Here is a 22,432-nt window from a genome sequence, read left to right as displayed (position 1 = left end):
TATTTTGCCTCCGTCGTTTCATCAAGATTCCGACTCTCATGTCGTCCTCACATTCTTAAAGCAAATGTCCGCCAGACACTTCAATGTCCTGGGCTGTAACCCAGCCGAAATCATCGGACAATACGTTTACAATGACCTTTGCAAGATCTTCAGGTTGACCGATTCTGCCAAATACAGACTGCTCAGCCAGCGGCTTGATAAATTCAGGTTGTTTATCGAATACTCCATCGCCGAAATTGCTGTGCGTAGGACCGGGAGAAACGGCGTTGACCCGAATTTTGCGAGGTGCAAGTTCTTTGGCAATATAGCGAGTCCAAGTTGAGAATGCTGCTTTTAACGAGCCGTAGATGGAGTATCCTGGAAATGCTTGGTTCTTGGATGAACTCGTGGTATTTACGATGGCTCCAGCATCATTCATGAATTGGATGAGTTGTTGTGTTAAAAAAGCCGGTCCTTTAAAGTTCGTATTAAGAATTTTGTCGAAGTACTCTTCGCTCATCTCATTGAACATCGCTGGCCCACCAACACCGCCATTATTAACTAAGTAATCAAAATTCGTTTTGTCCCAAATTTCTTTGAGGCTCTGTTTCACTTCTAGAACGAAACCCTCAAATGTTGATATTTGAGTCAGATCGAGCTTCAGTGCTACAGCCCGAACTCCATTATTCTTCTCAATTTCCTTAACGACAGCTTCTGCCCGGTCCTTATAGGAATTGTATGTGAGAATGACGCTAACTCCGCGCCTACCAAGCTCCGTCGCTTTCCCTATGCCATTACTTCCACCTGTTACAATCGCAATTTTCATAAAATCCTCCTTATTTTGTGTTCGATCTGTCTTCAATTTTAGTGGCATCTGTTGAAATAATATAGATCTAATAATGCCTATTGATTGCCTAAAAACACCATGTGTGATTTCCATAAACCGAGAATATTCCTTCTCTTTATTATAAGAAAATCCTAAAAATGCCGGTGCATTACTGAGTTGTTTTGAGGGAACATGTGATAAAATAAATGCATGAATACAATTGTAGATGAAATTATTGATCTAATGAAAAGTGCAGGAACTCGACCAATTGAAACATCGGTACCGGGGCTAAGTATGATTAAGGGAGATATTCCCGCACATCAGCTCGCAGCGCTCTACGAGCCGATGATTGGATTTACGGTTCAAGGAACAAAGATTCTTTCAATCGGGGAGCGTATCACTACCCTAAAAGGGCCCTCTTATTATGTGCTGCCAGTACATGTTCCCGCAACGGCGAGTGTACATCCAGACCCTGATGGCCGTCCTTACATGTCCCTTGGTCTTAAGCTGAATCAGAATGTTCTTCAGAGTTTATTAAGAGATCTCCCTGAAAATCTAATACCAACTTCTTCTGAGCAGTTCGCAGCTTGTGAAATAGATATTGAATTTATGGACGCATGGCTGCGCTTATTGCGATTAACGAATACATCAAGAGATATTCCCGCTCTTGCACCGGCTTATGAACGCGAGATCCTTTATCGCGTTCTGATAGGACCACAAGGATCGTATTTGAGGCAACTGGGTATGCGGGAGAGTAACTTCTTTAAGATTTCTCAAATTGTAAAATGGTTCCGCGATAATTTCATGAGACCGATAGACATCGGAGAGATGGCATCAAAATCTGGTATGGCTATAAACACCTTTCACCGTCAGTTTAAACGTGCAACCGGTTTAAGTCCGATTCAATTTCAAAAGCAATTAAGGCTTTTGGAGGCTAGAAACCTCATTTCATTCGAGGGCTATACAGTAGCTAATGCCGCATATCAAGTTGGCTATCAGAGTCCCTCACAGTTTAATCGAGAGTACTCCCGCTTCTTCGGTTCGTCTCCAGCTCGGGATAGTGAGAAACTAAGACGAATCGAAAGCGCCAGGGATTAGATATTCGGTATCCTTTTGGTAATGCATGTGGAGGGATATGTCGAGTATTAAAATTTTGTCTTAATATAAAAAAGGGAGAGGATGAATGGAGCTGGGATTCCTCCCTTTCTCCATTCATCCTCTCCTCGATTTATCACGTCTTTATTCGATTTTTAGCACAGCTTTATTATGGTATCAGGGGTTTATTAGTGTTCTACACCAATCCTCACCAACATCGCCACCGACTCCACATGCACCGTGTGTGGGAACTGATCTATCTAATTTGAATAGCTGTAAATCTTAAAAACCCTTGATTTATAAGGGTTTTTATTTTTTGTATCCTCGTCAATCTTAGCAGATATTAATAACTAAAAGTAGCTTTTGCCCCCAATTTGCCCCCTACGGCCTTCCAGCTAAAATTACTTCATGATCCTTATTTGGCGAGGAAATAGTTAATGTCACTGGAGTTTCTAATCTATACACTTCAATAAGAGCTCTTGCGAAAATTACTACGGTCCTTTCATTAAAATCGCGTTTAATTTTGACCTGATGATGAATCATAGATGTAGCCCCCTGTCATGTTTACCCTCCTAGCTCGTCAATGCTATAATCAAATAATTACAAGCAGTTGGAGGAAAATAAGTGAATATCTCCCGAGGGAGATGCAGACTGCTTGAACTCATTCATGCAAAGGGCTGGACTCAGACCGAATATGCTAATCGATCTGGACGATCCCAACGAATGGTATCCCATTTTTGTAACGACACCCGAGTAATGCTTCCTGAGGATATGTATACGGCCGTGCTGTTATTGGGTTGTAGATGGGAAGACTTATATGAGTTCAAGTAGATATTGCATATGGCGGTATAACCGCTCTCCCCCGGATAATTTAGAACAATTTGTTCTAAACTTGATAAGAAAATAATACCTTTTTCCTACGACAATCGGTGTCGCAATGTGTCGAACGACCTAAAGGTAAAACTTTACATCATTTTACGTCACCAAACCACGTATTACCTATTAAGGTAACGATATGGGTATCATTATATCAAGAACGTATGTTCCTGTATAGACCGAACATAATGTCGAATACAAGCACAGTATAATACGAAACCGACCGGATCAACGTCGATAATTGGGATGATTTTGGGCTGTTTCTGGCCATAAAAAAAAGAACCGCCAGGCATTGAACCCAGCGGATCTGATAGTCAGTTGGCACCAATAATATTCTTGAACGGGATAAAGCTGTAATCCTCATCCCCACGAACAAATTTGATCTCTTTCCGTCGATCATCAATTGCAGCAACCACTCCGGTCATTACGGCATCGTCAAACGGATCAAACAGCGTCAACGTAATTGCTACATGTTCCTAGTAGGATCCGTCAACCTCTCCCCGATCAGTTGCCACTCCTGCTCATCAAGCACTGGCCGATCCTTGCGGTTAAGCTCATGCATGTGAGCCACATACGCATCCCGGTGTTCGGGAAGAATCATTCGACTGCCTTCGAACACTCCGTTATCGTCCAACTTACCTGCCATACCTATCACCCTCCAAAATTTTAATACCCCTTGGCGTGCTCGTCGTCCGTTTAATACAGCCTTTTTTCTCCAAACGTTTTAGATAACCGTACGCTGTAGAAGATGAAGTAACGCCCATCATGTCTCCCAGCTCCCTGGTTGTTGGAGGGTACCCATGATCACGAAAATAATCCTTGATTACCCCTAAGGCTTCCTCTTCTCTGCGAGTTAGCTTCTTCAATATGTAGGCCTCCTTAGGTTATAGGAACGTACGTTTGTATTATATGCGATCATATGTTCTGTTATCAATAACAAAAAAAAGGCTCCACCAGCAGTATGCCTGTGAAGCCTTTAACCGATTCTTTCGGATTTCCTATATTATACAATTAATGCGACTCTAATTCAATCTTTTTGAGTCGGGAATCCAGCTCTTTTATATCCCCGTTATTCCCTGCTATCAAGGCCAGGAGATTTTTCCTCAACCGATTAGTTACGATTGCAGCTTCCTCCCGAGTAATAGTTGCCCCCGGACGTGTACCGTCAAAGTACCCATTGGCAGTGACCTCAGCCCAGGCCGCTGCCGCCCACTTGCTAGGTACATTAATATCGCGCTGCTGCGTCACTGGCTTGTCCTCCTTAGCTGGTTCACTCTCCTTCAAATACTTGCGTTTCAGCTCTGCAACCGTGCCGTCAAATTCATTTAGATCGACCGCTCCACTGACTCCATTAACCTTCCGATTACCTCGGGGGAGATACCCCCCTGCTGATCCGTCTGAATATTGCCAGAAGTCCCATCGAGTCCAACCTGAAGCGTCAGCTGGCGTTTGATTACTGTATCGGGCAATCCACAATGGATAAGAGGATAATCCCGTAAAGTTACCAATAAACGCAGGGTATGTGTACACCAACGGTTTCACCCCTGTAAGACTATGAATCTCCTCCAGGAATGTCTTAGCTACAGACGTAATGGTCGCTTTGCTATAGCCATTTTTATTTGATTCATAGTCCATAACTGGCGGGAGATCGAACACGCTAATCCCACCAGCATCCTGGATAGCTTTATAAAAGTTCCGAGCTTCAGCCTTAGCAGCTTCAACACTTCCTGCAGAGTCATCAACATAGTGGTATGCGCCAAGCAATAGACCAGCTGCTTTTACATCCTTCGCAAACTGCAGAAACTTTGACGATCGGAACGATTTCCCCTGAGTTGCTTTGATGAAGACGAAGGAGATCCCGTCAGCCGCTACCTTCTTGAAATCAATGTTTCCGTTATGGTGGGATACGTCGATCCCCTGAGCATTTCCTTGTTTACGCGCCTGCATCTGCATCAACCCCTTTTTTAGTTTGTTTGACAAGCTGATTACCAAACACCGCTACCGCCCCGACTAGAATCCCCTGGACGATGCTCTCTACTGATAAGCCCAGCATTAATACCACAAAAGTGATGGCCACTGCTGTAACGATATAAATAATCGTCCAGTCTGCTATGCGTGGTGTCTTCTTCAGCACGAAGCCAATGACCCAGCAAGCAGCTACAACAACAATTAATCTCGCATCGATCAGACCGTTAATGATTTCCCATTCCACACTACATTCCCCCTAATTTGATTCCAGCCCATACAGCTGCAATGATGATTCCTGTTAATCCGGTTAACGCAGATCCGTACACAGTACGCTTCAGCCATTTCTGATCCTCGTCATGCTTATTTAAACGTGTCAGCGCATCGGCCGCATTGCGCTTGGCTTCATGAGCTACATCGGTTGTCTTCTTCAGTTCAGCTTCAAGTTCAATAATCCGAAGAGTCATTTGCTGGGCCGCCTGTAGCGCTTCTTTGGAAATCTCTCTGACTTCTGCCAAGCCTGGAGCCAAAGCCGCCAGCGGTTTCAACGCTTCCTCGATCCGTGCCAGTTGAACTTTTAGATCCACTATCGTATTAACATCCTGCACCTGCATGTCCCTCACACCTCCTGGATTAGAATCCATCTGATTTCCCCCTTCTCTATGAAAAAACACGCCCAGGAGTTGAGCGTGTTGGTCTATTTTTGAAGTTTCGTGGCCTCTCTCGAAATCTCATTTCTCTGGGCAAGCAACGGCTCAATCTGGTCTCGTTTCTGCTTAGCCGATAAACTTGTATCGCCCTCTATCGTGCGGATCTGCTTATTGATCTTACTCATTTTTTCAGTTGCTCGATCCAGCACCTTCAACTCAAGCGCTTTGGACTTATCAAAAGGAACTCCATTTAATTTCGCTGAATCCTTCTCGTTGGACAGTTCCGTCTTGCGGGTATACAGCTTGTCTGTTCCCTTGTTTGATTGCAGCGGATCCACAAGAAAGGCTTTCAGGAATGGACGCTGCTCAAGGCGTTTTTCAGGACTCGCAGGTCGGTCCACTGCCCCCACGCCTTTCAGAATAGAGTCCATTGCCGACGTGGCGTAGGTACCGAGTCCGGCTGTCAGTCCCTGAATGGTGTTATCCATGATACGTGGCGAACTGAAGTTCTTCAGCATGCCTTTTTCGCCTGTCGCTTTGGACATAATTCCTGCCAGAAGCTTGGCCACCTCTGTCGTCCGAGTTGGATCGTATTGATCCTTATACTCCAGTCCCTGTTCACGCTGCGGGATGATGGAGCCTTCACGGAAAAATGAGTAGTTGGACATGCCCTCAATAAATGGCCATAATCCCGTGATCTGCACCGGCAACGCGGCATCGCTCATCGTACGACGCATGAAACCGTCGAACGCATCCGGATCCTTATCCAGGACAAACTGTGCGGCCCGTTCCGGAAGATTGGCGAAGATCGGCGCGATATCAAACGGCTTCGGGATCCGAGCCACCATATCGGTACCCGGGATCGCCATCAGCCAAAAGGTATCGCGCATCCAGTCTGGAGCATCCGCAATGGTCTGTTTCTGCGTTTCATTAGCAAACTGCCTGTTGGCCGAAATAATAGCCAGCGTAGGCAGTGTAGTTGCCGCGAACATACGAGTCGTTGTACCTACAGGGTTCTCCTTGATTGACCGGATAAGCTTGCTCTTACCCTGGATATTGGCATTGAGGAACGCGATAATCTTATTAGCCTGGCGTACACTAGATCCCGCACGCGCAAAGTCCATCAGGTCACGGGATCGGTAAGCTGCTTCCTGTTTACTAGCTCCCGATCGCAACGCCGCCCGATACTCGCCTACTTTGGTAGCTGACTCTGTGGTGTCTGTGATGGCCCGAAGCATATTGATGAACGATTTGCCTGTCACGATGTTGACGAACTTCTGCCCCGGCTTTTCGCGCAGGACACTCTCCAGAGCTTTTTTATGAACCTCTCGATCCATCGAAAGCACGTTACCATAGGAACCCAACTCATTAATCCATTCCTTGTACAGGGGTCCTTTCTTGATGGACTGAATCAAGCCAACCGTAAAGTCAGTAATAGGGTTAAATCCACTATTACTGGTCACGTATGCCTGCAGTACGTCACGCATTGGATTTCGTAGTGAAAACTCAGGCGTAAGCGTTGCGCCGGCACGAAGCAAGGATGCAGGCTTGGACAGGATATTGATAATCATATTGGATGATTCCTGGTCCAAATTAAGCATGGCGCGGTACACTTCTGGCTCCACTTCATACTTGACGTTTTCCCCGTTCACCCGGACATTGACCACGTTCTTCCGGCCCACTTGCTCGTCCGGACCAAGCTTACGGATGAAGTTTTCCTCCACATCGATGTCGGCCAGGCGTTTCAGCTGCGTGGCCACTTTATTCCGCTCAGCTGCGTTCGTAGACTGGAAGATATTCCGCACCATATTGATTAGCGGATCATCCACTTTACGCTCTGATCCCTTCAGAGCCTTGATCGGACTGGCCACATTTGCGAGCGCTTGGGAGACACTGCCGCCGAACCCTTCCGCAGTGTCTTCAAACGCACGAAACATCGGGATGTAGTTCTGCCACCGATCAGCAAGCACATCGGATAGTTCCTGGCTGACTACGCCGTTTTCCACTAACTCTTTCATCATATCTCGGTTGAGCTGTACCAAACCTTGCCTTGCTGCTTCCAGTTCGGTGTTGCCGTATTTCTGAATAATCGCATCGATCTCCGCATTGGTGAATCCGGATTTAATCCCTGCAGCATTAATATCCCGAGCATGTACAGCAACTGCATAGTTCCCCAGCTCGTCGGCTGAATAACCGGCATCTTCTATAGCATTAATTAGAGGAGCCAAACGCTCCTTGACCACCTGGTTTGCCTTCTCTGGCGTTCCTTTGAAAAGTCTGGCCATCTTATAAATGCTGTTCTCTGCGCTGGCCACTTTTCCGGTTACCCGTTTTTCCAATCCTTCTAGCGCGGTCACTTCATCAACGAACTGCGTCCGGACACGCTCCCATTTCTTCTCAAATGAAGTTGTTGATTTTTTAACGCTGCCTCTGCGCACTTTACCCGCGAACGTTTCAGCTGTACCTGCGCCGCTCTCGTTGAAAGCTTTAGCTGCCTGACCCTCTTTCGTGGCCAGTCGCTCCTGTTTGCGCAGCTCTTCTTTCGCCATCTGATATACCTTCTCTGCGCTCGGGCGGAATTGTTCACCAAGTTCCTGAACCATTTCCTCCGTCCAGTCCGAAAATTTGATTGTCCCTTTGCCCAGCTTGGCTGCTCCGATAATCGCGTAATCACCCCACTCTGGCAACGGGTTGGAGTTGATATTCCCCCGCCGCTTTGCAATGCGTTCACGGGCTGCCTGCTCTGCCGAGTCCAAGAAATCATAAACCCGATCCCGAACACGGGAGTTCTGAACGGTGTCCACAACCTGGGCAGCTTCCTGTTCCACGCGCGTGGATAGCTTCGGCGATGGTTCTGCAGACTGGACTGATCTACCTGGACGGCTGAATAGGAAATCGTCCGATGCCGGTTTAGGTGACGCTGGCACGGACTGTTCTGCTTGATATTTCCGAACTGCTTCAGTCCTTGGATTAGCCACTTGCGAGTTCGGGCTGATATTGGTTGCCGTGTCCACCTGATTCAAGGTCTGCTGCTGAGGTGTCACCGTATCAGGGACAACCGATTGTTGTCGCACGGTTGGAGTCGGTGAAACGTCAGGTTGCGCCGGCACAGTTTCAGGCAATCTTTGCGCAGGGTTTGTAGGCGCATTGGCTAGATCCGCAGCTTGGTTGACAGTTGGAGGCAGCGTGTCTGGTAGAGCCGCCCCTGCTCCCTTGGACTTGGCCAGCAAAGACCGTATCCCTGCACCAGCTCCGGCAATCAGCAGGTCACCACCTGCACCGAGACCAGCGCCCAAAGAGGCATTTTTCAGAATGTCACTATTGCTATGCTGCCCCTGGATCAGTCCCATATTGGTATTGCTGATCGCTCCTGTAGCTGCACCACGAATGGCCGTCTCAGCTACCCTTCCTGCTGTCGTTGGGCTCAAGCGTGGAAGGATCTTGTTAATGCCACCGCCTACTAAATTCGTCAGACTGTTCCCGGCACGGGTAGCCATCACACCATTTGCCGCTTTCCACGGTGCGGTGATGAGGTTGCCCCCTCCTGCGGGGTTAAAACCGGCACCGAGGATCCCACCAGCAATACCTGTTATGTCGGCCACTTTGTCCGCTGCAGCATTACCTGTTGACCCTGGAGCCATGGATGGGCTGCCAAGTAACATACCGCCGCCTGTACCTACTGCGCGCGTGACAAAGGAACCTACAGGGTTACCGTAGGTCAGATCATTCATCAAATTGGAAAATGGGGAAACAAAGTCAGCAAATTTGCTCTTAGCAGCACTGTCAGCGATTTTCTGTTTGTTAATCTCGTATTGACTCGGCTGAGGCGGTGCTGGCGTTAGGTCAAATCCGGTAGCTTGTTTGTAGGACTGTATTGCTTGCGGATCTCCGGCCATAGATCTGCCCAGGGTTGAATTCATATAGATGTCTGAGCCGGGCTGAGTAAGTGCAGGCGGCAAGGATGATTGCAGTTCTCTCATCGATGGCTGACTGGCGATATAGCTCTGTACCGCCCGGGTCCTGGAGTTAATCTGCGCATTCGGCTGCTGAAGACTAAGCGTCCCATTTAAAGCGGATTCGCGGATCTCCATCGCCTTCTTGCGCTGTTCTTCTGAAAACTGTTCAAGCCTTGTCGCCATACGCTTTACCCTCCTATAACATGTTAAGTGCGTCCTGAAGTTCTTTCTTAAATCGATTTGCTACGGATGATTGCACTTTAGCTGGAGACGATTTGAAATATTTAGCGCCATTATTCGCACCACGTTCAGCGTACAATCGTTCGAGAATTTGTTTGTCAGACATCATAGGTGTGATACCAGCGTTCTTCACGACCTTAGCAGCACCCCCTGCTCCGTGCTGTACAGAGGTAGACCAAAGCGCGGCTTGTACAGCTGGAGACCTTTTGTTAACATCCAATCCTGTACTTTTAAGGACTGACTTGGCAACAGGATCGTAAAACACCTTTTTGGCGTAGTCATGCTGATATTGACCAAAATTTTTATTTGTTGCAGCGACCTGCTTCCATGCATTGTCAAACGCTAAACTTCCAACTGGGTGGGAGACTAGGGTTTTATAAGCAGATGGGTCCGTATTTTTCAGGGACTGGACAAAGCCTTTTGCTGATCCTTGGTTGGTTGTAAATTGATATATCCCATAACTGGCTCCGCCAATGTCACCGCTTGTACGGGCGACCGTGCCAGTGTTACCACTTGATTCATATTTGGAGGACAATGCTCCTAAAGCTGCTGCTGAAGCTCCGGTGGCGGATCCAGAGCTAGTCAGTTTCCCGAGGTCACGCCATATTTCTTATCGAAGTCTTGAATATCTTTTTGAGTGAGACCCATGGAAAGCAACACCTGATCATCCTGACCTTGCGGCAAGCCGAAACCAGTGACCTGCATGTAAATCTGCTCTTTGGTTGCTGTGTCTTTAGGCGGGGCATATTTCTCAGTTGCTGGGTCAATATATTGCGACTGCAGAGCACTCAGTACCTGCCCAGGCGTCATGCCGCTATACTCGGCTGGTTTTGTATTTCCGAGACTGAGCCACGCTCGGGAATTTTCATCCTGGCTAATTCCCAGCATCGCGTTACGATAGGCGCTGTCGTCTTGCTGCTGTAACTGCTGAAGCGCATAGTTGAGACCAAACTGAGTAGCATTCTGCTCAAACTGTGCTGCCCATTGGCTATCTCCCACAGCATCACGCGCTTTCTGGTATGCGAACTGCTCCACAGCAAAATTGTTCTGCCATTGCTGCTGCCCTTGGTTGAACGCTTGATTCTGCCCAGCGAGTGTGAGCTGCCCGTTCGGGTTCGTTGCCTGACGTACCAGACCGCCCCAATCGGACTGTGGCGTGATCAGCTTGCCAGAAGCGTCCATATACATCCCAGCTGCTGCCAGATTCGCCTGCTTGTTGCCCAGATCCATCTGCTGACCTGCCAAGGTACGAATACCTGGGTTAACCTTCGCCGCATTCGAGCTGCTGACATTAGCCCCGTATTGACTGGCATCAATGCCCATAGACGTCAGCTGATTCCGGATAAAATCGGCTTGCTTACTCAGTGCCGATCGATCCTCTGCTGTGATGCCTTTCGTCTCGGCCTGCTGCTTCAAGCTGAGCAGATTATTAATGGCATCCTTGGCAGCTGTCGGAAGGTAATTACCCGTAACCTGTGCCTCCTGCAACGGATTCTGGAAGTACTCCTGGTTCTGCAGGCCGTAGAGATTGCCGAGGTTACCGATCGCATCCTGACCCACGCCGTAATTCATCTGCTGAACCTGCAAGTCGCGATTAGCATCATCACTGTAACGCTGATATGCCTGTTGCATGAGAGCTGGAACTAGATTATTCGCGATACTCTCCATTGCCCCAGTTCCGATCTGGTTGGCTACTGTCTCACTCCAGGACGACTTACCTTGGCCAGTTGCACGCAAGCCGGCATTAGTATCTGCTTGCTGTGTGGCCACATTCCGTTTAGCTTCAGCAAGCTGAGCCTGATAAGCTGGATCAGTTGTCTGATCGTACGAGAAGGCATCCGGTTTCGTGAACTGGAACCCGGACTGTTTATTAATGAAGTCATCGATGCGGCCCAAGGTTGCCTCTGTGCGACTACCTGGTATCGCAAAGTTGTTCTGCGCTGCAGGCGCTGCCTGAACGTTGGATGCCGCCTGAGACATCGGGGCCTGATAGCCCAGATTCGTATTCAGATACTTGGTCTGCGCAGAAATATCCAAGCCCTGGTTCTGCCGATTCGTGATCGTGGCCAGAGTCCTCGCAATCTCGCTTTGACGGTAGGCATCGTCGTTCTTAATCTGAGCCTGGTTATTCACAATGCTTTGACGCCCTGGCACATTTGCGGATGCGTAGTTGATCCCGCCGTTACCAAGGGTTGGCGAGTTGGCCGCACCAGTGACGGTAGGCGTCTTATTGGTAGTTGAGTCTTTCTTCTCTACCACTGTTCCAGTTGTTACATAGACCATAATGCACCTCCTTGTTGCAAAATAAAAAGACTCTCGGAAGAGAGCCTTTCAGATGTATTGATTATTGATTTAGTTAAGAGCTGCAAGCTGAGCTTTTAAATCTGCCAGTAAGGTTTGTTGTTCAGCAAGCTGGTTCTTCCTTACTTTCAGAACTTCCTCTTCACCAGAATCAGGTGAATTCTTAATAGCATACTCGCTCGCTTCGATCAGTTTATTCGTGTCAGATATTCTCAGTACTGCATCGGAAATACGTTCCTCCAATTTTGCCTTTTGATCTTCCACGCTCTGCCCCTTTCCAGGAGTTGTCACAGTCGCGGACGGCTTTTCATCCAGGATAATCTTCTTGTTCTGCATGCTCACATCATAACCTGCAGCTTCACCGATCACGCGAACGGGCGCATAACTTTTTCCATCCACAATAATCGCATTATCTAAAGCCTGGCCGTTCAATTCCACAACTGCCTCTCCCTGAATCTTTTTGCCTACTAACGATTTAATATCATTCGCGAAAGCTGTGGTGGAGAGGACGAATAGGGCACCAGCAAGGAAACTAGCAACATACTTTTTCATATTGAATCTCCCTTATACCATTTTCCACCAATATACCACAGCTTTCACGGTAGGCTATCCAAATTGCTCCAAAATGTATCATCTATCTTCAAGTGCTTCGATTCTATCAAAAGCTTCTCTTAATTCATCGCCTAATGTCCGCCCTGGATTTGTCGCATAAATCTTGTCCCAATTATCAAATCTAACTCTGGACGCGTCAATATAAATCGTGCTATTTGCTTTAATATCCATGGAACTGTAACTTTCAAACATTGGATATCCTAACAAATTGTGAATTCTTCCCCGAGGCGTGCCAGCTACTGTAAATCTTAATGCTGGAGATCCGCCATAGTCAGGCTCAATTACAACATGATTATTCGCATCTTGGAACGCACCGAAAACATTCCCCGTTGCACTCATCTCGCAACGCGGGTAAGCATTACGCCTAGTGGCAATGTAGGAGCCGTAGATCTCAATCGACTCGATTAGACCTGCGACGATATGCCCCAGGTTCGCGCTAATCGCAGAAAGCTGGTTCACGGTAATCTTATCGGCTGTAACTGCGCCCGCTTGAATCTTCTCCGTTGTGATGGCTCCAGCTTGTAGCTTCTCTGTGGTGATTGCTTCAGCCTTGATATTACGAGCTTCAATACCATCGGCGCGAATGTTCTTCACATCCAGGGTACCGTTAATCATGAAGTCGATATCCTGCAGGCTGCGTGCGATCTTGTTGATGTTGTCTTTCAGATACGCCTTGACTTCCTCTAGATCTTGAAAGGTTGGCGGGTTTCGAAATGACGGCGCTACGTCTTGAATCCCCATGGTGACCTCCTTAATAGAGCGGCAGCTGCCGCACCTGTCTTGTAATCTCATGAAGCCTGATCCAGCCGGTACCCTCCAGTTTTATCCGGACGGTGTTCTCCAAGGCAAACTTTCGGACCGGGATAATGATCCGTTGGGCAACTGAAGAAGAGGCCGTAATGGAACTCACCAGATCCCAACTCTCTCCGGAAGCTTGACTGGATAGGCTGATATTCAGAGTACTTCCTGTGGCCATCTCCGCCACAATCCACATCTTGAGCCAGCGCTGTTTTTGTGCGATGGATCCATTGGTGAAAGGCTTGGTCACGGCTTTCCAGGTAATCGGATTAGAGCTATCCACCATCCCGCCTAACCTGAGAACCTGACCGGAAGCGGTACCGATATACAGGTCCTGATCGATAGACGCGAAACATGTCGGAGCCGGAAGCATCCAACGGGACCAAACTCCAATCCTGGGATCATACACTAGCGTTTCACCGGCAGCCGTGCTGAAGAATGATCGCTTCCCATCAGATCCTGCTGCACTTGTAATGATGATGTTATTGTAAAATGTCCGGACCAGCTCACTGAATCCCTTGTCCGGCAATGCGGCAGCTGAATATTCATAGATTCCCGACTTGTGCATAAAACTTAGCGAACCTTCGCGTGCAGTGACCGCGTTATTATTGGCCACTCCCTCATCATCCGTAACTACACGGCTGTTGAAGTCTGAAGGCTGTCCACCCATCAGCAAATGAATGGAGGACGGCATCCCAATAGTCAACCGGTACAGGCTTCCTGATAACATGTTAATGTCTTCACCGTGCGACGACTCAATCGTTTTACGGTAGCTGTCCTGCTGATTCCCTGCGAAGGTGTTCCAATTCTGCGGCTGATCCAGTGCAGAGGACCACAGCTCATTCCCTACGGCGCACCAGAGTCTGTTCTGATACGTGGTAATGTATTTACCATTGGTAGGTGCACCACTCAGCACAGAGACACTGGAGCCGTTATATCGGCGCATGGAATCGACGCCATTGCATCCGATTAGGTTTACGCCATCCAAGTTGCCGTCAAAGTTTGTGAATGACCACTCCGCAGACGTATTCAGCCCACTTGCCAATGTAGTCCAGGCTGATCCGCTCCATCGGCGCCATGTTCCGTCATTGAATACTGCATGTAGCTCACGTCCACGCCAAACGCCCATACCAAGTACTCGGGTACCGAACGTACCAATAGACGTGTAACCCGGCCTTGTTGAGATAGCTGGGTAATCGTCAGTGGTCAAGTTCTGCATCTCAGTGAAGTACACATCCTCGATAGAGTACGGGTCAAATGTATTAAGGCCGCGAAACTCCCGAATCGGGATCGGCTGCATCATGCCTTCCAAAGGCTGATTCTGAGACGGCTTATATTGTACGGGCCTCATTGTACTGCACCCGCTTGATAGTTCTGTGATGCCACGTTCCACGCTGCCTTGTACTGATTCTCGTAGTTCGACGCCTTCACGCTGTCATCTTGGCTATTAGCCAGCATTGCAGCCAATGCCGGGATAAACGTCCAGTGGTACTCCTCTGGTGCGTCAGGCGGGACTGTGAGATCAGTAGACAAGAATGTGGTTGTAGCAATCCGATGGTATCGCAAAAAGCCTCTTAGATCAGCGTAAGGGGCTGGGTAGAGAGATATGGTATTGGTGGCATCGTCAAAGGCATAGGCGTTCTGTGCTGGCGTCACGTCGTCCCGATCCAGACTCTTATACGGGAACATCCCGATCATGACCAGATCGATATTCTTTTGTCGTGCATCTTGAGGAAGGATATAATCCACTTGTCCAGCTATGCAGTCGAACTTCGCAATCTTCGGAATCTTCACCACGTTGAAGAAATCCTGGTTCAGCGAGTTTAGCCAGATCACTTTATCTGCAACTGGAACGTCATTCGGCACAAGCATGTCTGCTTCAGAAATAACTTCTGACAATCTCATAAGATCCTCCTTAATGCCAAAATAAAAAAAACAGCCTATTATCACAGATAAATTAAATTAAAATTTATACTGAAAATTGTTGTATAATACTAAATGTTGCATTTTTGAATTAACTATCTGAGGTGATTTAATTTGAAGTCAGTGTTAAAATTTATTCTTTTCTTGGTTTTTTTGTCTAGTATCATTAATATGTCCTATCCAATTGCAAGGTTTCTTATTTTGGCTCTTTCTTTTCCTTTGATTCTCTTATTTATGCTTAAGCAGATTAAGAAGATTAGGATAAATATTAGCGTTTTTGTCGCTTTTATATTTTTTGTTTTCTCATCATTAATATCTGTTCTAGTTAATGCTGATTCAGGATCTATAATTAATGTGATGGCAATAGCTTACCTTTACATTTTTCTAGCTATTCTGTTTAATAGCATCGAGGAAAATCAACAACTAAATTTAATGCGTAGCAGTATTTTAAGTTCACACATTACTATCTTAATCATTTCCTTAGTCTTTTTTGGCGGGATTTCAGTACCATTTAAAGGAATGTTTTTAAATCCCAACTCAATGGGACAGTTACTTATAACTATTTCTGTAGTAGTTTCAGCGATTTTTTACCAACTTATCTATAACAAAATGTTCTTAAATTTAAAAATAAAAAAATCAAAGCTATTCTGGTCTTTCGTTTTAGCACTTATAGTTTTGTATTTATCCATCCTTACGAAAAGCAGAACTAGTAACTTAGTGGTAATAATTGTTTACATACTTCCTTTAGTCTATATTTTCTTTAAATCTTTGAGAAATTTAAAAAATGTAACAAACTTGATAGTACTATTTCCATTTGCAGCTTTCGCCGTTTGGGCATTAATCCGTTACACAGGCATTTTTAACCTTTTTAATAATCTGATATTAAGTAAATTCGTCATTAAGTCAAACGATTTAACAGATGGCAGATCGTATGTGTGGAAGTATACGATTGATAATACTGGACTGTTTGGTAATGGTCATTACTTTTTTGATAATACAGTTGGCGCTCACAATACTTTTATTGATATATTAGGAGAGTATGGTTGGGCATCTCTTATATTTTTCATTATTTTTACATTGTTAACACTTATAAATTCATTAAAATATTTAAAAGGAAACCACGATAATAGGTTTGTACCCTTCCTCATGGTTGTTGCATTTATAGCTACATCAATGACAGAAGGACAAATGTTCAAACCTCTAATGATCGGATTGTTCCTTGTATCTGGAATACCTACATTAAAGCCTAATTCTCATTAGGCTTTTTTGTTTCATACAATTAATATTCTATGGTCGCGCTGTCCCGTCAGCCCAAACCCACTTGAGCCCTGTCCATGTCGCTAATTTCCCATCCGTCGTGGCAGATGTATCAATAAATTGCAAGCCCATAAACTGGAGCTTTTCAGCATCTGTTGTTGGCATAGTGGGCGGTGTGTTGTTTCTGTAGTTTACCCACTCAATGGGTCGCCACCAATTTGTACCACTGCTATTGTATTGATATACCCATTTTGTTACTGGTGAGGCAATTGCATCGAATCCAGTATTAATACAAATATCCCCTGCGGTAAAACTCCCGGTTAATGGCGGCATACGATACGCACTTATTTCCCTTTGCCGCCCACTTCCTAAGCATTCCGCGTTCTTGTCTGACCAATAGTTCTTACCGAAGTATGTTCTTTTTGCAGTGTTGGTCGACAAATAAACAAGAGTATTGTTTCCAGATATATGAGTATTATCTTTTACCGACCAGTTACTATAGTTTACATCCAATCCACTTTCTAGATAATAAAACGATTGTGGATTGGTAAACATATTGCTTCTAATCATTATATCTTTTTTGTATCCTGTTTCCTCTGATCTAACTGCATAAGTGTTGTACGGTGCCGGCGTGTCTTCAAACATCGCCTGATTGTTTTCAAAGGTGACTTTTTCGGAATCACCAATCTGCAACAGAATGCCGCCGACTTTCCCCATGTTAACGATGTTGTTTGCAAACTTAATGTTCTTTGAGAATTGACCAATCAAACCGCCATTACCAGTATAAAATATCCTCACGCTTCCCATATCAGCCATGTTCGGCAATACATCTGTGACGCAGTTGATTGTGTTACCTACTACATTGACATCTTCACAGGCTAATGCTCTAAGCCCTATACTCTCAGCAAATCCTTTGTAGGTTCCGTCATCGTTCACCTGTTTTCCGAATTCCAAGAAAGTATTATTCGATATATTACCGGTCTTCGCCAGTAGAGTATAAATCGTTCTTCCTACACAATTTACAAACGTGTTGTGGTGAATTGAAAAGTTTGTAATTAGCTTGTCATAAATTCCATCACTTGTCTGACTTGCTAAAAGTAAAATACTCAATCTGTTGGTTATGTTGTCAGGGTAATAATTCAATGATTTTCCCGAGAATTCAAAACCACAGCTTGAAATTTCAAAGTTATCGCATTTCTCTCCACGATCTGCCCAAACTTCAAAAAGTTGTTCATCCCTGGAAGCTCCACTCGTTACAACACTATCCCAACTCACCTGGTACTTAAAATTTATTCCCAGCACCTTAAAATTTGAACAGTTCCGAATTCTAACTAAGCGATAGTTAGGCGTTGAATTCGTTACAACAATCGGATTACAAAATACTTCAGCACCGTATCCGATCACTGTGAAGTTGGCTTTATCTTTAATTAAGATTCCGCCTGCCCCACTGGGTGAAATCAGATATTTCTTAGGCGGTAGAAATAAAACACAATCACCGTCTCCCATCGCTTCAACCGCTCTTGCGAATGCTGCAGAGTCATCTGTCACACCATCGCCTATAACTCCGAATTCAGTAATATCAATCCACTGTTTTTTTGCTTTCCCTGCCAATTCAGATGTTACTTCAGAATTTTCGGTGTCTAGTCTGGCTCTCATCGTAGGATATACTGTTCCTGAGGACGAAATCCGAGCATCGACGATCTCAACCACACTATCACCGCTATGCGCTATGAAATATTCCACGCGGTTACTAGTTGTATCAATAGCTCCCTTTACAGTTGATGCATCAACTAACCCAGAGTAGGTATGATTTGAAGCATCCTTTGATTCAGGTGATAACTTACTTAAGGTAATATTTTCATCCTTTATTTTTTCTGTCACTACCGAGTCATTTTGTATTTTTGGAGTAGTTATTGAGTTGTTCTGAATCTTAGAGGTATCAACGCTTTCATTTGCAAGTTTTTCGTTTGTAACGGCTTCTGGAGCAAGCTTAGTTTGCGTTACCGCTTGATTGGCTATCTTTGACTCAACGACATTATTGTCACGTATTTTTGGTGTCGTTATAGACCCGTCAACCACGCCAATCTCAGGGAGATTAGAAAATTTATCAATACCTTCATCAACTTTGTCTTGTGCCCCTCCTGGCGTCTCCCACTGCGGCGGCTGTCCACCTGCAATGTCTACACTGGTATCTCTCCATGGGTATCGATTCATGTTTACCACCTCTCATCAACGGCATATCTTTCATAGCCATTGGCAGCTGACTGATATTCCGTATAAAGTTGCATATACTTGTTGTTATACTCCTCTGCCTCATTACCGCTGGTGATCTCTCGCAGCACACCATATACCAGTAACATGTCATAGTCTGGATCAAATCCGGTATCCTTGTCCATATCAGTCAGCCTTAACGGGTAAAGAACAGGCGCATGAAATATCTTGATTCCATACGTCACGTCTTTATCTGGCGTTGGTACAATACCAATCTGACCAGCTTGGAAGTAGTGATATGGCTTGATCGATGCGTTGTGGAACTGCCGTAGCGGCAGCCGTACATACACATCATTACTCAACATAGTCACCTCGGTCACGGCACTCTGGGGGCATGGCAATGTGTATGCCAGCTGATCTTTAACCAGGTCAATCGCCGTACAAACCGTTTCGGATTGCTGCTGTGCTGAACCCAGGTTACGCAAAAGGCGATCCCGCACCTGAGTAATCTTGCGCAGGATCGATGCCGGTGACAGCGTATGTGGTGACTTCTCGATAATCTCTTCTACTACATCGCTCACCTTCATGTCTGAACCCCCTATGAAATGACGCCAGCGGTACGCAGCTTGGCCAGCAGTGCATTGAAATCAGCTACTAGACCAGCAACGTCGGTCGCTGTACTGTTAGCCTGTGCCGCTGCCTTCGTCCCGGTCAGCTTGGCATCCAGCGCAGCCTGCAGACCCGTAATGGCCGCTACAGCGTGTGCGTGGTTCCCTGCTGCTGCAGTTGTGCCTGTCGTGCCGATTGCCAGATTAGACGTTCCTGCTCCAATCGCTGTGCGTGCTGCAGCTGCATCTGTCGCCTTCAGAACAGATTTACCTGTGCTGGAGGCATCCGTGATATTGTCCGAGGTAATTGGTCCTGATCCACCGCCACTTCCGCCGAGATCAATAGGCGTACCGTCTTCATCTACAAAAACAACGTAATCAGCTTCCCGTTTTTCGGGAAGTCTTGGTGCTTCGGCTGCGGGAATTACCTTCTGGTAGTTCGGCTGCCGTGTGTGATTGATTGGCATCATTAATCCCTCCAATAAGTTTTTCAATTAACACATTCATTTGCTGCGGATCCTGTCCTTTGGGCTGCGTTCGGAAACGTCTACTCCTGGCAGACTGTCTACCCCGAACCCGACGACTAACCACGGGGCGCTCCAGCAGTTGATTGGTGCGCTTCTGTTCTTCGTAAATGGCGTTCAACGCCTGTAGTTCATCCCGATACATGGTACACCTCCAAAATAGAAAAAGAGGGGCCGAAGCACCCTCTAGTCTTGTACGTTATGGCCGTAGATGAACGAGTAGTTCGTGAACCCGTAAGCCCAGCGGCCGATGGCTTTGAACTTGGATACCTCAGTATCGAAGTCCGTCAGCGTACCATTCTCAATCTTCCGTCTCCACTGCCAGATGTTGAACTGCTTCAGGCGAGCGGAGTCAGCTGCAAACCAGTTTTTCCGTTTAGCTGCAGAGATGAACGGATTGACAATGACATTGATCGTGCCCTGGTACATGTTCACATCAAAGTGATTGCTGCCTGGCTCATACTTCGGCAGATCAGAGTCCGGCAAGCCAGCAATTTTAAATGCAGGGCGGGCGTTGTACGGGGAAACGATCAACGTATCCGGAATCACAGCCATGACATCTCCACGGTCATCCACCCATTCCTGCATGGCCACCGCAGTGTCATCCCAAGAGTCAATGGTCAAAGCGCTGTTGCCCAGGTTTGATTGAACGTCAGTACTGTTCGTTGGGCTGTATGGGTGATCCGCAGCGAACAGCGGCTTGCCATCAGGTCCCACATACTTATCAATACGTCCCCGCCAGTTCGGGCCCTCTACGTCAAACCCGTTATTTAAGAACTCGACCGCCTGCAGCTGCTGCGTCTTGTAAACCGAACCGGACAACGACTTAATGCGTCGTGCGATCTCCGAAAGTTTCAGGTCGTCAATAAAATCACGATCGATAATACGACCATCGCTGAATTTCCTGTTCTTCAGGATCTTCTCCCAAAGCGCATCGATGTCCTCATACTTCACCTGGTTGTTCGAATGGCCCCACTCTTCCATGGTGCCCTCGCTACCGATCCCCGCGTAAGACTCCATCGCTTTGTTGGAATTAGTCACGTTGTAAAGCAGCGGAATAAAGTCCTTTTTGTTCTTCATCTCCAAAGCGTAAAGCTCTTTATAAATTGGCTCCAATACTTTCGGATCCCATCTCAATGCCGTTTGCATAGGTCAATCCCCTCTCTTATCTTCTCTGAATTAGGACAGTTGGCGGTTCTTGACTTTGAACCGAGCTGTCTTTTTATTGGTGTTGATTTCAAATACAGCAAGAGGTCCACCTGTTACCGTAGCGGCATTGGCAGATAGCCCGTCAGCAGCCAGAGCAATAGCACTTGCCCCTGTGACAAAGCCAGCCGCAGCTGTGCCTGTGTAAGGTCCCTCATACCAATCGCCCTCACGAGCCAAGATGAACTCAGTCTCCTGATTGGTTCCGGATTTAACGTTGGATGTCAGAAATCCGGCAATGGGGTCTGTAGCTCCTGCTTTGGTCACCCTACCTGCAACAATCTTGATCGCTTCGCCGGCAAGGCCTGCCTCTCCATCCGTCATCAACTGGGACGTGATCCGTGTTGGATCCTTACCGTAATCGTTGTAAATGTACTTAAATCCTTGTGCCATCGTGCACAACCTCCCTATTTTTCAAAGTTTTTAGCGTACTTCTCTGCCGTCTTAGGATCCAGGCCGAACGCGGAGAACGCATCACGTAGCTCCCGCGGTGCCTGCGGATCCAAGCTACCTGGTGGATTGGTCTCCACCTGTGATCGCTTGTTAAGCCGCTGGTTCTTAATGAACGTCTGCTCGGCCTGCTTCCGGGTCTGAGCGGAAAGCTTATCCCGGTGAACCAGCTCGTAGGCGTCAACCGGGTCATAGCCTCGCTGAATCCGTGCCTGCATGTCCTGCGTAAGCCAGGGGGCTGAGGTGCCGTCCTCGGAAACCTCTTTAGCCAAATCAGGATACTTCCGGAAGAACGACTCCCACGCCTCAACTTGCTGCTGTTGCTCCGCTTGTTGCTGACGATTCGTTTGGGATTGCTCGGATTGCTGAATTAGCTCCTGGGCCTGCTGCAGAAGCGGGTGCTGCTTCAAATACTGATCCAGTACATCCGGATCGATCCCCGCACTCATCGCATCTTCCCTCAGGCTCTGTTCCAAACCATCAAAGTCATCTTTCCGCTTCTGAACAGCAGCCTGTTCAATCTGATCCAGGTTATCCAGTAACTCGGCATGATCCTTATATCCCTGCTGTTGTGCAAGGCGATCCAGGGCAGATTCATACTGTTGATTACGCCCCTTGATCTTGTCGTAATTCATGCCCTTCTCCACATAGCTCCGAACCTCTTCATCCGGCACCAGTGTCTCCTGGCCGTTGTACTTCACCTGAAGCCCCTTGATCTCCGCAGCAGTTGCTGGATCTATGGCGGGATCCTCGTCTCCTGGATCGATATCTGGGTCTTCATCCAGATCCTCGTTCTTATCCCCTGGCTCATCTGTACCTGGATATTCGATACCGAAAGCCTCGTAATACGCTTGGATCTCTTCTTCACTATGACGCTCTTGCTCTTGTCCCTCTTCGCTTTGGCTGGCGCTTGAGTTGATATTCATTGCTTGCATCCTCCTAATCCGCTATGGCT

Annotated in this window: 24 protein-coding genes; 2 read left to right on the top strand and 22 right to left on the bottom strand. The window is 46.8% G+C overall.

The features are described from left to right. Positions 1 to 55: 55 nt before the first annotated feature. A complete protein-coding gene (locus tag QP794_RS27260; RefSeq protein WP_285079873.1) occupies positions 56 to 805 on the bottom strand; it encodes an SDR family NAD(P)-dependent oxidoreductase in 750 nt (249 codons plus the stop codon). Between the two features lie 210 nt (positions 806 to 1,015). Here QP794_RS27260 and QP794_RS27255 point away from each other — a divergent pair, with 210 nt between their 5' ends. Then, positions 1,016 to 1,903, top strand: coding sequence for an AraC family transcriptional regulator (locus tag QP794_RS27255; protein ID WP_285079872.1), 888 nt, complete (start codon positions 1,016 to 1,018; stop codon positions 1,901 to 1,903). A gap of 378 nt (positions 1,904 to 2,281) precedes the next feature. Here QP794_RS27255 and QP794_RS27250 read toward each other — a convergent pair whose 3' ends face one another. From QP794_RS27250 to QP794_RS27185, 14 genes are all read right to left on the bottom strand, one after another. Beyond that, positions 2,282 to 2,443, bottom strand: coding sequence for a hypothetical protein (locus QP794_RS27250; protein ID WP_285079871.1), 162 nt, complete (start codon positions 2,441 to 2,443; stop codon positions 2,282 to 2,284). A gap of 647 nt (positions 2,444 to 3,090) precedes the next feature. After that, positions 3,091 to 3,234 (bottom strand): YolD-like family protein, encoded by a 144-nt coding sequence (locus QP794_RS27245; RefSeq protein WP_285079870.1) that lies wholly within the window; start codon positions 3,232 to 3,234, stop codon positions 3,091 to 3,093. 8 nt (positions 3,235 to 3,242) lie between these two features. Beyond that, complete coding sequence (locus QP794_RS27240) at positions 3,243 to 3,422, bottom strand: YolD-like family protein (protein ID WP_285079869.1); 180 nt, start codon at positions 3,420 to 3,422, stop codon at positions 3,243 to 3,245. Next, the gene (locus QP794_RS27235; protein WP_285079868.1) at positions 3,412 to 3,642 is read right to left on the bottom strand and encodes a LexA family protein; all 231 of its coding nucleotides are present in this window, start codon (positions 3,640 to 3,642) and stop codon (positions 3,412 to 3,414) included. Before QP794_RS27235 ends, QP794_RS27240 begins: the two co-directional genes overlap by 11 nt. 145 nt (positions 3,643 to 3,787) lie before the next feature. After that, on the bottom strand, positions 3,788 to 4,723 hold the full coding sequence (locus QP794_RS27230; protein ID WP_285079867.1) for a glycoside hydrolase family 25 protein: 936 nt from the start codon (positions 4,721 to 4,723) through the stop codon (positions 3,788 to 3,790). Continuing rightward, complete coding sequence (locus QP794_RS27225) at positions 4,710 to 4,988, bottom strand: phage holin family protein (protein WP_285079866.1); 279 nt, start codon at positions 4,986 to 4,988, stop codon at positions 4,710 to 4,712. The genes QP794_RS27230 and QP794_RS27225 overlap by 14 nt, the downstream gene beginning before the upstream one ends. Position 4,989: 1 nt before the next feature. Beyond that, positions 4,990 to 5,385, bottom strand: coding sequence for a hypothetical protein (locus QP794_RS27220; RefSeq protein ID WP_285079864.1), 396 nt, complete (start codon positions 5,383 to 5,385; stop codon positions 4,990 to 4,992). 53 nt (positions 5,386 to 5,438) lie between these two features. Beyond that, entirely contained in the window at positions 5,439 to 9,530 is a 4,092-nt protein-coding gene (locus QP794_RS27215) for an LPD38 domain-containing protein (RefSeq protein ID WP_285079863.1), read from the bottom strand. Between the two features lie 13 nt (positions 9,531 to 9,543). Next, the gene (locus QP794_RS27210) at positions 9,544 to 10,122 is read right to left on the bottom strand and encodes a VgrG-related protein (RefSeq protein WP_285079862.1); all 579 of its coding nucleotides are present in this window, start codon (positions 10,120 to 10,122) and stop codon (positions 9,544 to 9,546) included. A 47-nt stretch (positions 10,123 to 10,169) separates the two neighbouring features. After that, on the bottom strand, positions 10,170 to 11,870 hold the full coding sequence (locus QP794_RS27205; RefSeq protein ID WP_285079861.1) for a hypothetical protein: 1,701 nt from the start codon (positions 11,868 to 11,870) through the stop codon (positions 10,170 to 10,172). Between the two features lie 69 nt (positions 11,871 to 11,939). Further along, on the bottom strand, positions 11,940 to 12,440 hold the full coding sequence (locus QP794_RS27200) for a stalk domain-containing protein (protein WP_285079860.1): 501 nt from the start codon (positions 12,438 to 12,440) through the stop codon (positions 11,940 to 11,942). 78 nt (positions 12,441 to 12,518) lie between these two features. Continuing rightward, complete coding sequence (locus tag QP794_RS27195) at positions 12,519 to 13,241, bottom strand: hypothetical protein (RefSeq protein ID WP_285079859.1); 723 nt, start codon at positions 13,239 to 13,241, stop codon at positions 12,519 to 12,521. Positions 13,242 to 13,251: 10 nt separating this feature from the next. After that, positions 13,252 to 14,649 carry a hypothetical protein gene (locus QP794_RS27190; protein WP_285079858.1) on the bottom strand — a complete coding sequence of 466 codons (1,398 nt, stop codon included), beginning with the start codon at positions 14,647 to 14,649 and terminating at the stop codon, positions 13,252 to 13,254. Then, positions 14,646 to 15,203 carry a phage adaptor protein gene (locus QP794_RS27185; protein WP_285079857.1) on the bottom strand — a complete coding sequence of 186 codons (558 nt, stop codon included), beginning with the start codon at positions 15,201 to 15,203 and terminating at the stop codon, positions 14,646 to 14,648. Before QP794_RS27185 ends, QP794_RS27190 begins: the two co-directional genes overlap by 4 nt. A gap of 189 nt (positions 15,204 to 15,392) precedes the next feature. On the opposite strand from QP794_RS27185, the gene QP794_RS27180 reads away from it, so the two are divergent. Next, the gene (locus QP794_RS27180) at positions 15,393 to 16,481 is read left to right on the top strand and encodes an O-antigen ligase family protein (protein WP_285079856.1); all 1,089 of its coding nucleotides are present in this window, start codon (positions 15,393 to 15,395) and stop codon (positions 16,479 to 16,481) included. Between the two features lie 27 nt (positions 16,482 to 16,508). On the opposite strand, the gene QP794_RS27175 is transcribed toward QP794_RS27180, so the two are convergent. The 7 genes from QP794_RS27175 to QP794_RS27145 are packed head-to-tail and all read right to left on the bottom strand — an operon-like array spanning position 16,509 to position 22,403. Further along, the gene (locus tag QP794_RS27175; RefSeq protein ID WP_285079855.1) at positions 16,509 to 18,692 is read right to left on the bottom strand and encodes a right-handed parallel beta-helix repeat-containing protein; all 2,184 of its coding nucleotides are present in this window, start codon (positions 18,690 to 18,692) and stop codon (positions 16,509 to 16,511) included. Positions 18,693 to 18,694: 2 nt separating this feature from the next. Next, complete coding sequence (locus QP794_RS27170; RefSeq protein ID WP_285079854.1) at positions 18,695 to 19,276, bottom strand: phage adaptor protein; 582 nt, start codon at positions 19,274 to 19,276, stop codon at positions 18,695 to 18,697. Positions 19,277 to 19,287: 11 nt separating this feature from the next. Next, a complete protein-coding gene (locus tag QP794_RS27165) occupies positions 19,288 to 19,767 on the bottom strand; it encodes a head fiber protein (RefSeq protein WP_285079852.1) in 480 nt (159 codons plus the stop codon). After that, positions 19,676 to 19,966, bottom strand: a complete 291-nt coding sequence (locus tag QP794_RS27160) for a hypothetical protein (RefSeq protein ID WP_285079851.1) — start codon at positions 19,964 to 19,966, stop codon at positions 19,676 to 19,678. The genes QP794_RS27165 and QP794_RS27160 overlap by 92 nt, the downstream gene beginning before the upstream one ends. Positions 19,967 to 20,007: 41 nt before the next feature. Continuing rightward, positions 20,008 to 20,970: a Mu-like prophage major head subunit gpT family protein gene (locus tag QP794_RS27155; RefSeq protein WP_285079849.1), complete on the bottom strand. Its 963-nt coding sequence runs from the start codon at positions 20,968 to 20,970 to the stop codon at positions 20,008 to 20,010. Positions 20,971 to 21,000: 30 nt separating this feature from the next. After that, positions 21,001 to 21,420 (bottom strand): hypothetical protein, encoded by a 420-nt coding sequence (locus QP794_RS27150; protein WP_285079848.1) that lies wholly within the window; start codon positions 21,418 to 21,420, stop codon positions 21,001 to 21,003. A gap of 14 nt (positions 21,421 to 21,434) precedes the next feature. Continuing rightward, a complete protein-coding gene (locus tag QP794_RS27145) occupies positions 21,435 to 22,403 on the bottom strand; it encodes a hypothetical protein (RefSeq protein ID WP_285079847.1) in 969 nt (322 codons plus the stop codon). Positions 22,404 to 22,432: the final 29 nt, after the last annotated feature.

The organism is Paenibacillus sp. UMB7766-LJ446 (assembly GCF_030226665.1).
GTDB classification, from domain to species: domain Bacteria; phylum Bacillota; class Bacilli; order Paenibacillales; family Paenibacillaceae; genus Paenibacillus; species Paenibacillus vandeheii.
Note: the sequence above shows the minus strand (reverse complement) of the source record. Positions and strands in the feature narration are given on the sequence as shown.

What these genes read in the sequence shown, in the direction of transcription:
- QP794_RS27205 (WP_285079861.1), bottom strand. Translation starts at nt 11,870, where the DNA reads ATGGTCTATGTAACAACTGGAACAGTGGTAGAGAAGAAAGACTCAACT.
- QP794_RS27230 (WP_285079867.1), bottom strand. Translation starts at nt 4,723, where the DNA reads ATGCAGGCGCGTAAACAAGGAAATGCTCAGGGGATCGACGTATCCCAC.
- QP794_RS27160 (WP_285079851.1), bottom strand. Translation starts at nt 19,966, where the DNA reads ATGTATCGGGATGAACTACAGGCGTTGAACGCCATTTACGAAGAACAG.
- QP794_RS27155 (WP_285079849.1), bottom strand. Translation starts at nt 20,970, where the DNA reads ATGCAAACGGCATTGAGATGGGATCCGAAAGTATTGGAGCCAATTTAT.
- QP794_RS27180 (WP_285079856.1), top strand. Translation starts at nt 15,393, where the DNA reads ATGTCCTATCCAATTGCAAGGTTTCTTATTTTGGCTCTTTCTTTTCCT.
- QP794_RS27150 (WP_285079848.1), bottom strand. Translation starts at nt 21,420, where the DNA reads ATGGCACAAGGATTTAAGTACATTTACAACGATTACGGTAAGGATCCA.
- QP794_RS27240 (WP_285079869.1), bottom strand. Translation starts at nt 3,422, where the DNA reads ATGGCAGGTAAGTTGGACGATAACGGAGTGTTCGAAGGCAGTCGAATG.
- QP794_RS27250 (WP_285079871.1), bottom strand. Translation starts at nt 2,443, where the DNA reads ATGATTCATCATCAGGTCAAAATTAAACGCGATTTTAATGAAAGGACC.
- QP794_RS27220 (WP_285079864.1), bottom strand. Translation starts at nt 5,385, where the DNA reads ATGGATTCTAATCCAGGAGGTGTGAGGGACATGCAGGTGCAGGATGTT.
- QP794_RS27195 (WP_285079859.1), bottom strand. Translation starts at nt 13,241, where the DNA reads ATGGGGATTCAAGACGTAGCGCCGTCATTTCGAAACCCGCCAACCTTT.
- QP794_RS27255 (WP_285079872.1), top strand. Translation starts at nt 1,016, where the DNA reads ATGAATACAATTGTAGATGAAATTATTGATCTAATGAAAAGTGCAGGA.
- QP794_RS27175 (WP_285079855.1), bottom strand. Translation starts at nt 18,692, where the DNA reads ATGAATCGATACCCATGGAGAGATACCAGTGTAGACATTGCAGGTGGA.
- QP794_RS27215 (WP_285079863.1), bottom strand. Translation starts at nt 9,530, where the DNA reads ATGGCGACAAGGCTTGAACAGTTTTCAGAAGAACAGCGCAAGAAGGCG.
- QP794_RS27145 (WP_285079847.1), bottom strand. Translation starts at nt 22,403, where the DNA reads ATGAATATCAACTCAAGCGCCAGCCAAAGCGAAGAGGGACAAGAGCAA.
- QP794_RS27170 (WP_285079854.1), bottom strand. Translation starts at nt 19,276, where the DNA reads ATGAAGGTGAGCGATGTAGTAGAAGAGATTATCGAGAAGTCACCACAT.
- QP794_RS27190 (WP_285079858.1), bottom strand. Translation starts at nt 14,649, where the DNA reads ATGAGGCCCGTACAATATAAGCCGTCTCAGAATCAGCCTTTGGAAGGC.
- QP794_RS27185 (WP_285079857.1), bottom strand. Translation starts at nt 15,203, where the DNA reads ATGAGATTGTCAGAAGTTATTTCTGAAGCAGACATGCTTGTGCCGAAT.
- QP794_RS27200 (WP_285079860.1), bottom strand. Translation starts at nt 12,440, where the DNA reads ATGAAAAAGTATGTTGCTAGTTTCCTTGCTGGTGCCCTATTCGTCCTC.
- QP794_RS27260 (WP_285079873.1), bottom strand. Translation starts at nt 805, where the DNA reads ATGAAAATTGCGATTGTAACAGGTGGAAGTAATGGCATAGGGAAAGCG.
- QP794_RS27165 (WP_285079852.1), bottom strand. Translation starts at nt 19,767, where the DNA reads ATGATGCCAATCAATCACACACGGCAGCCGAACTACCAGAAGGTAATT.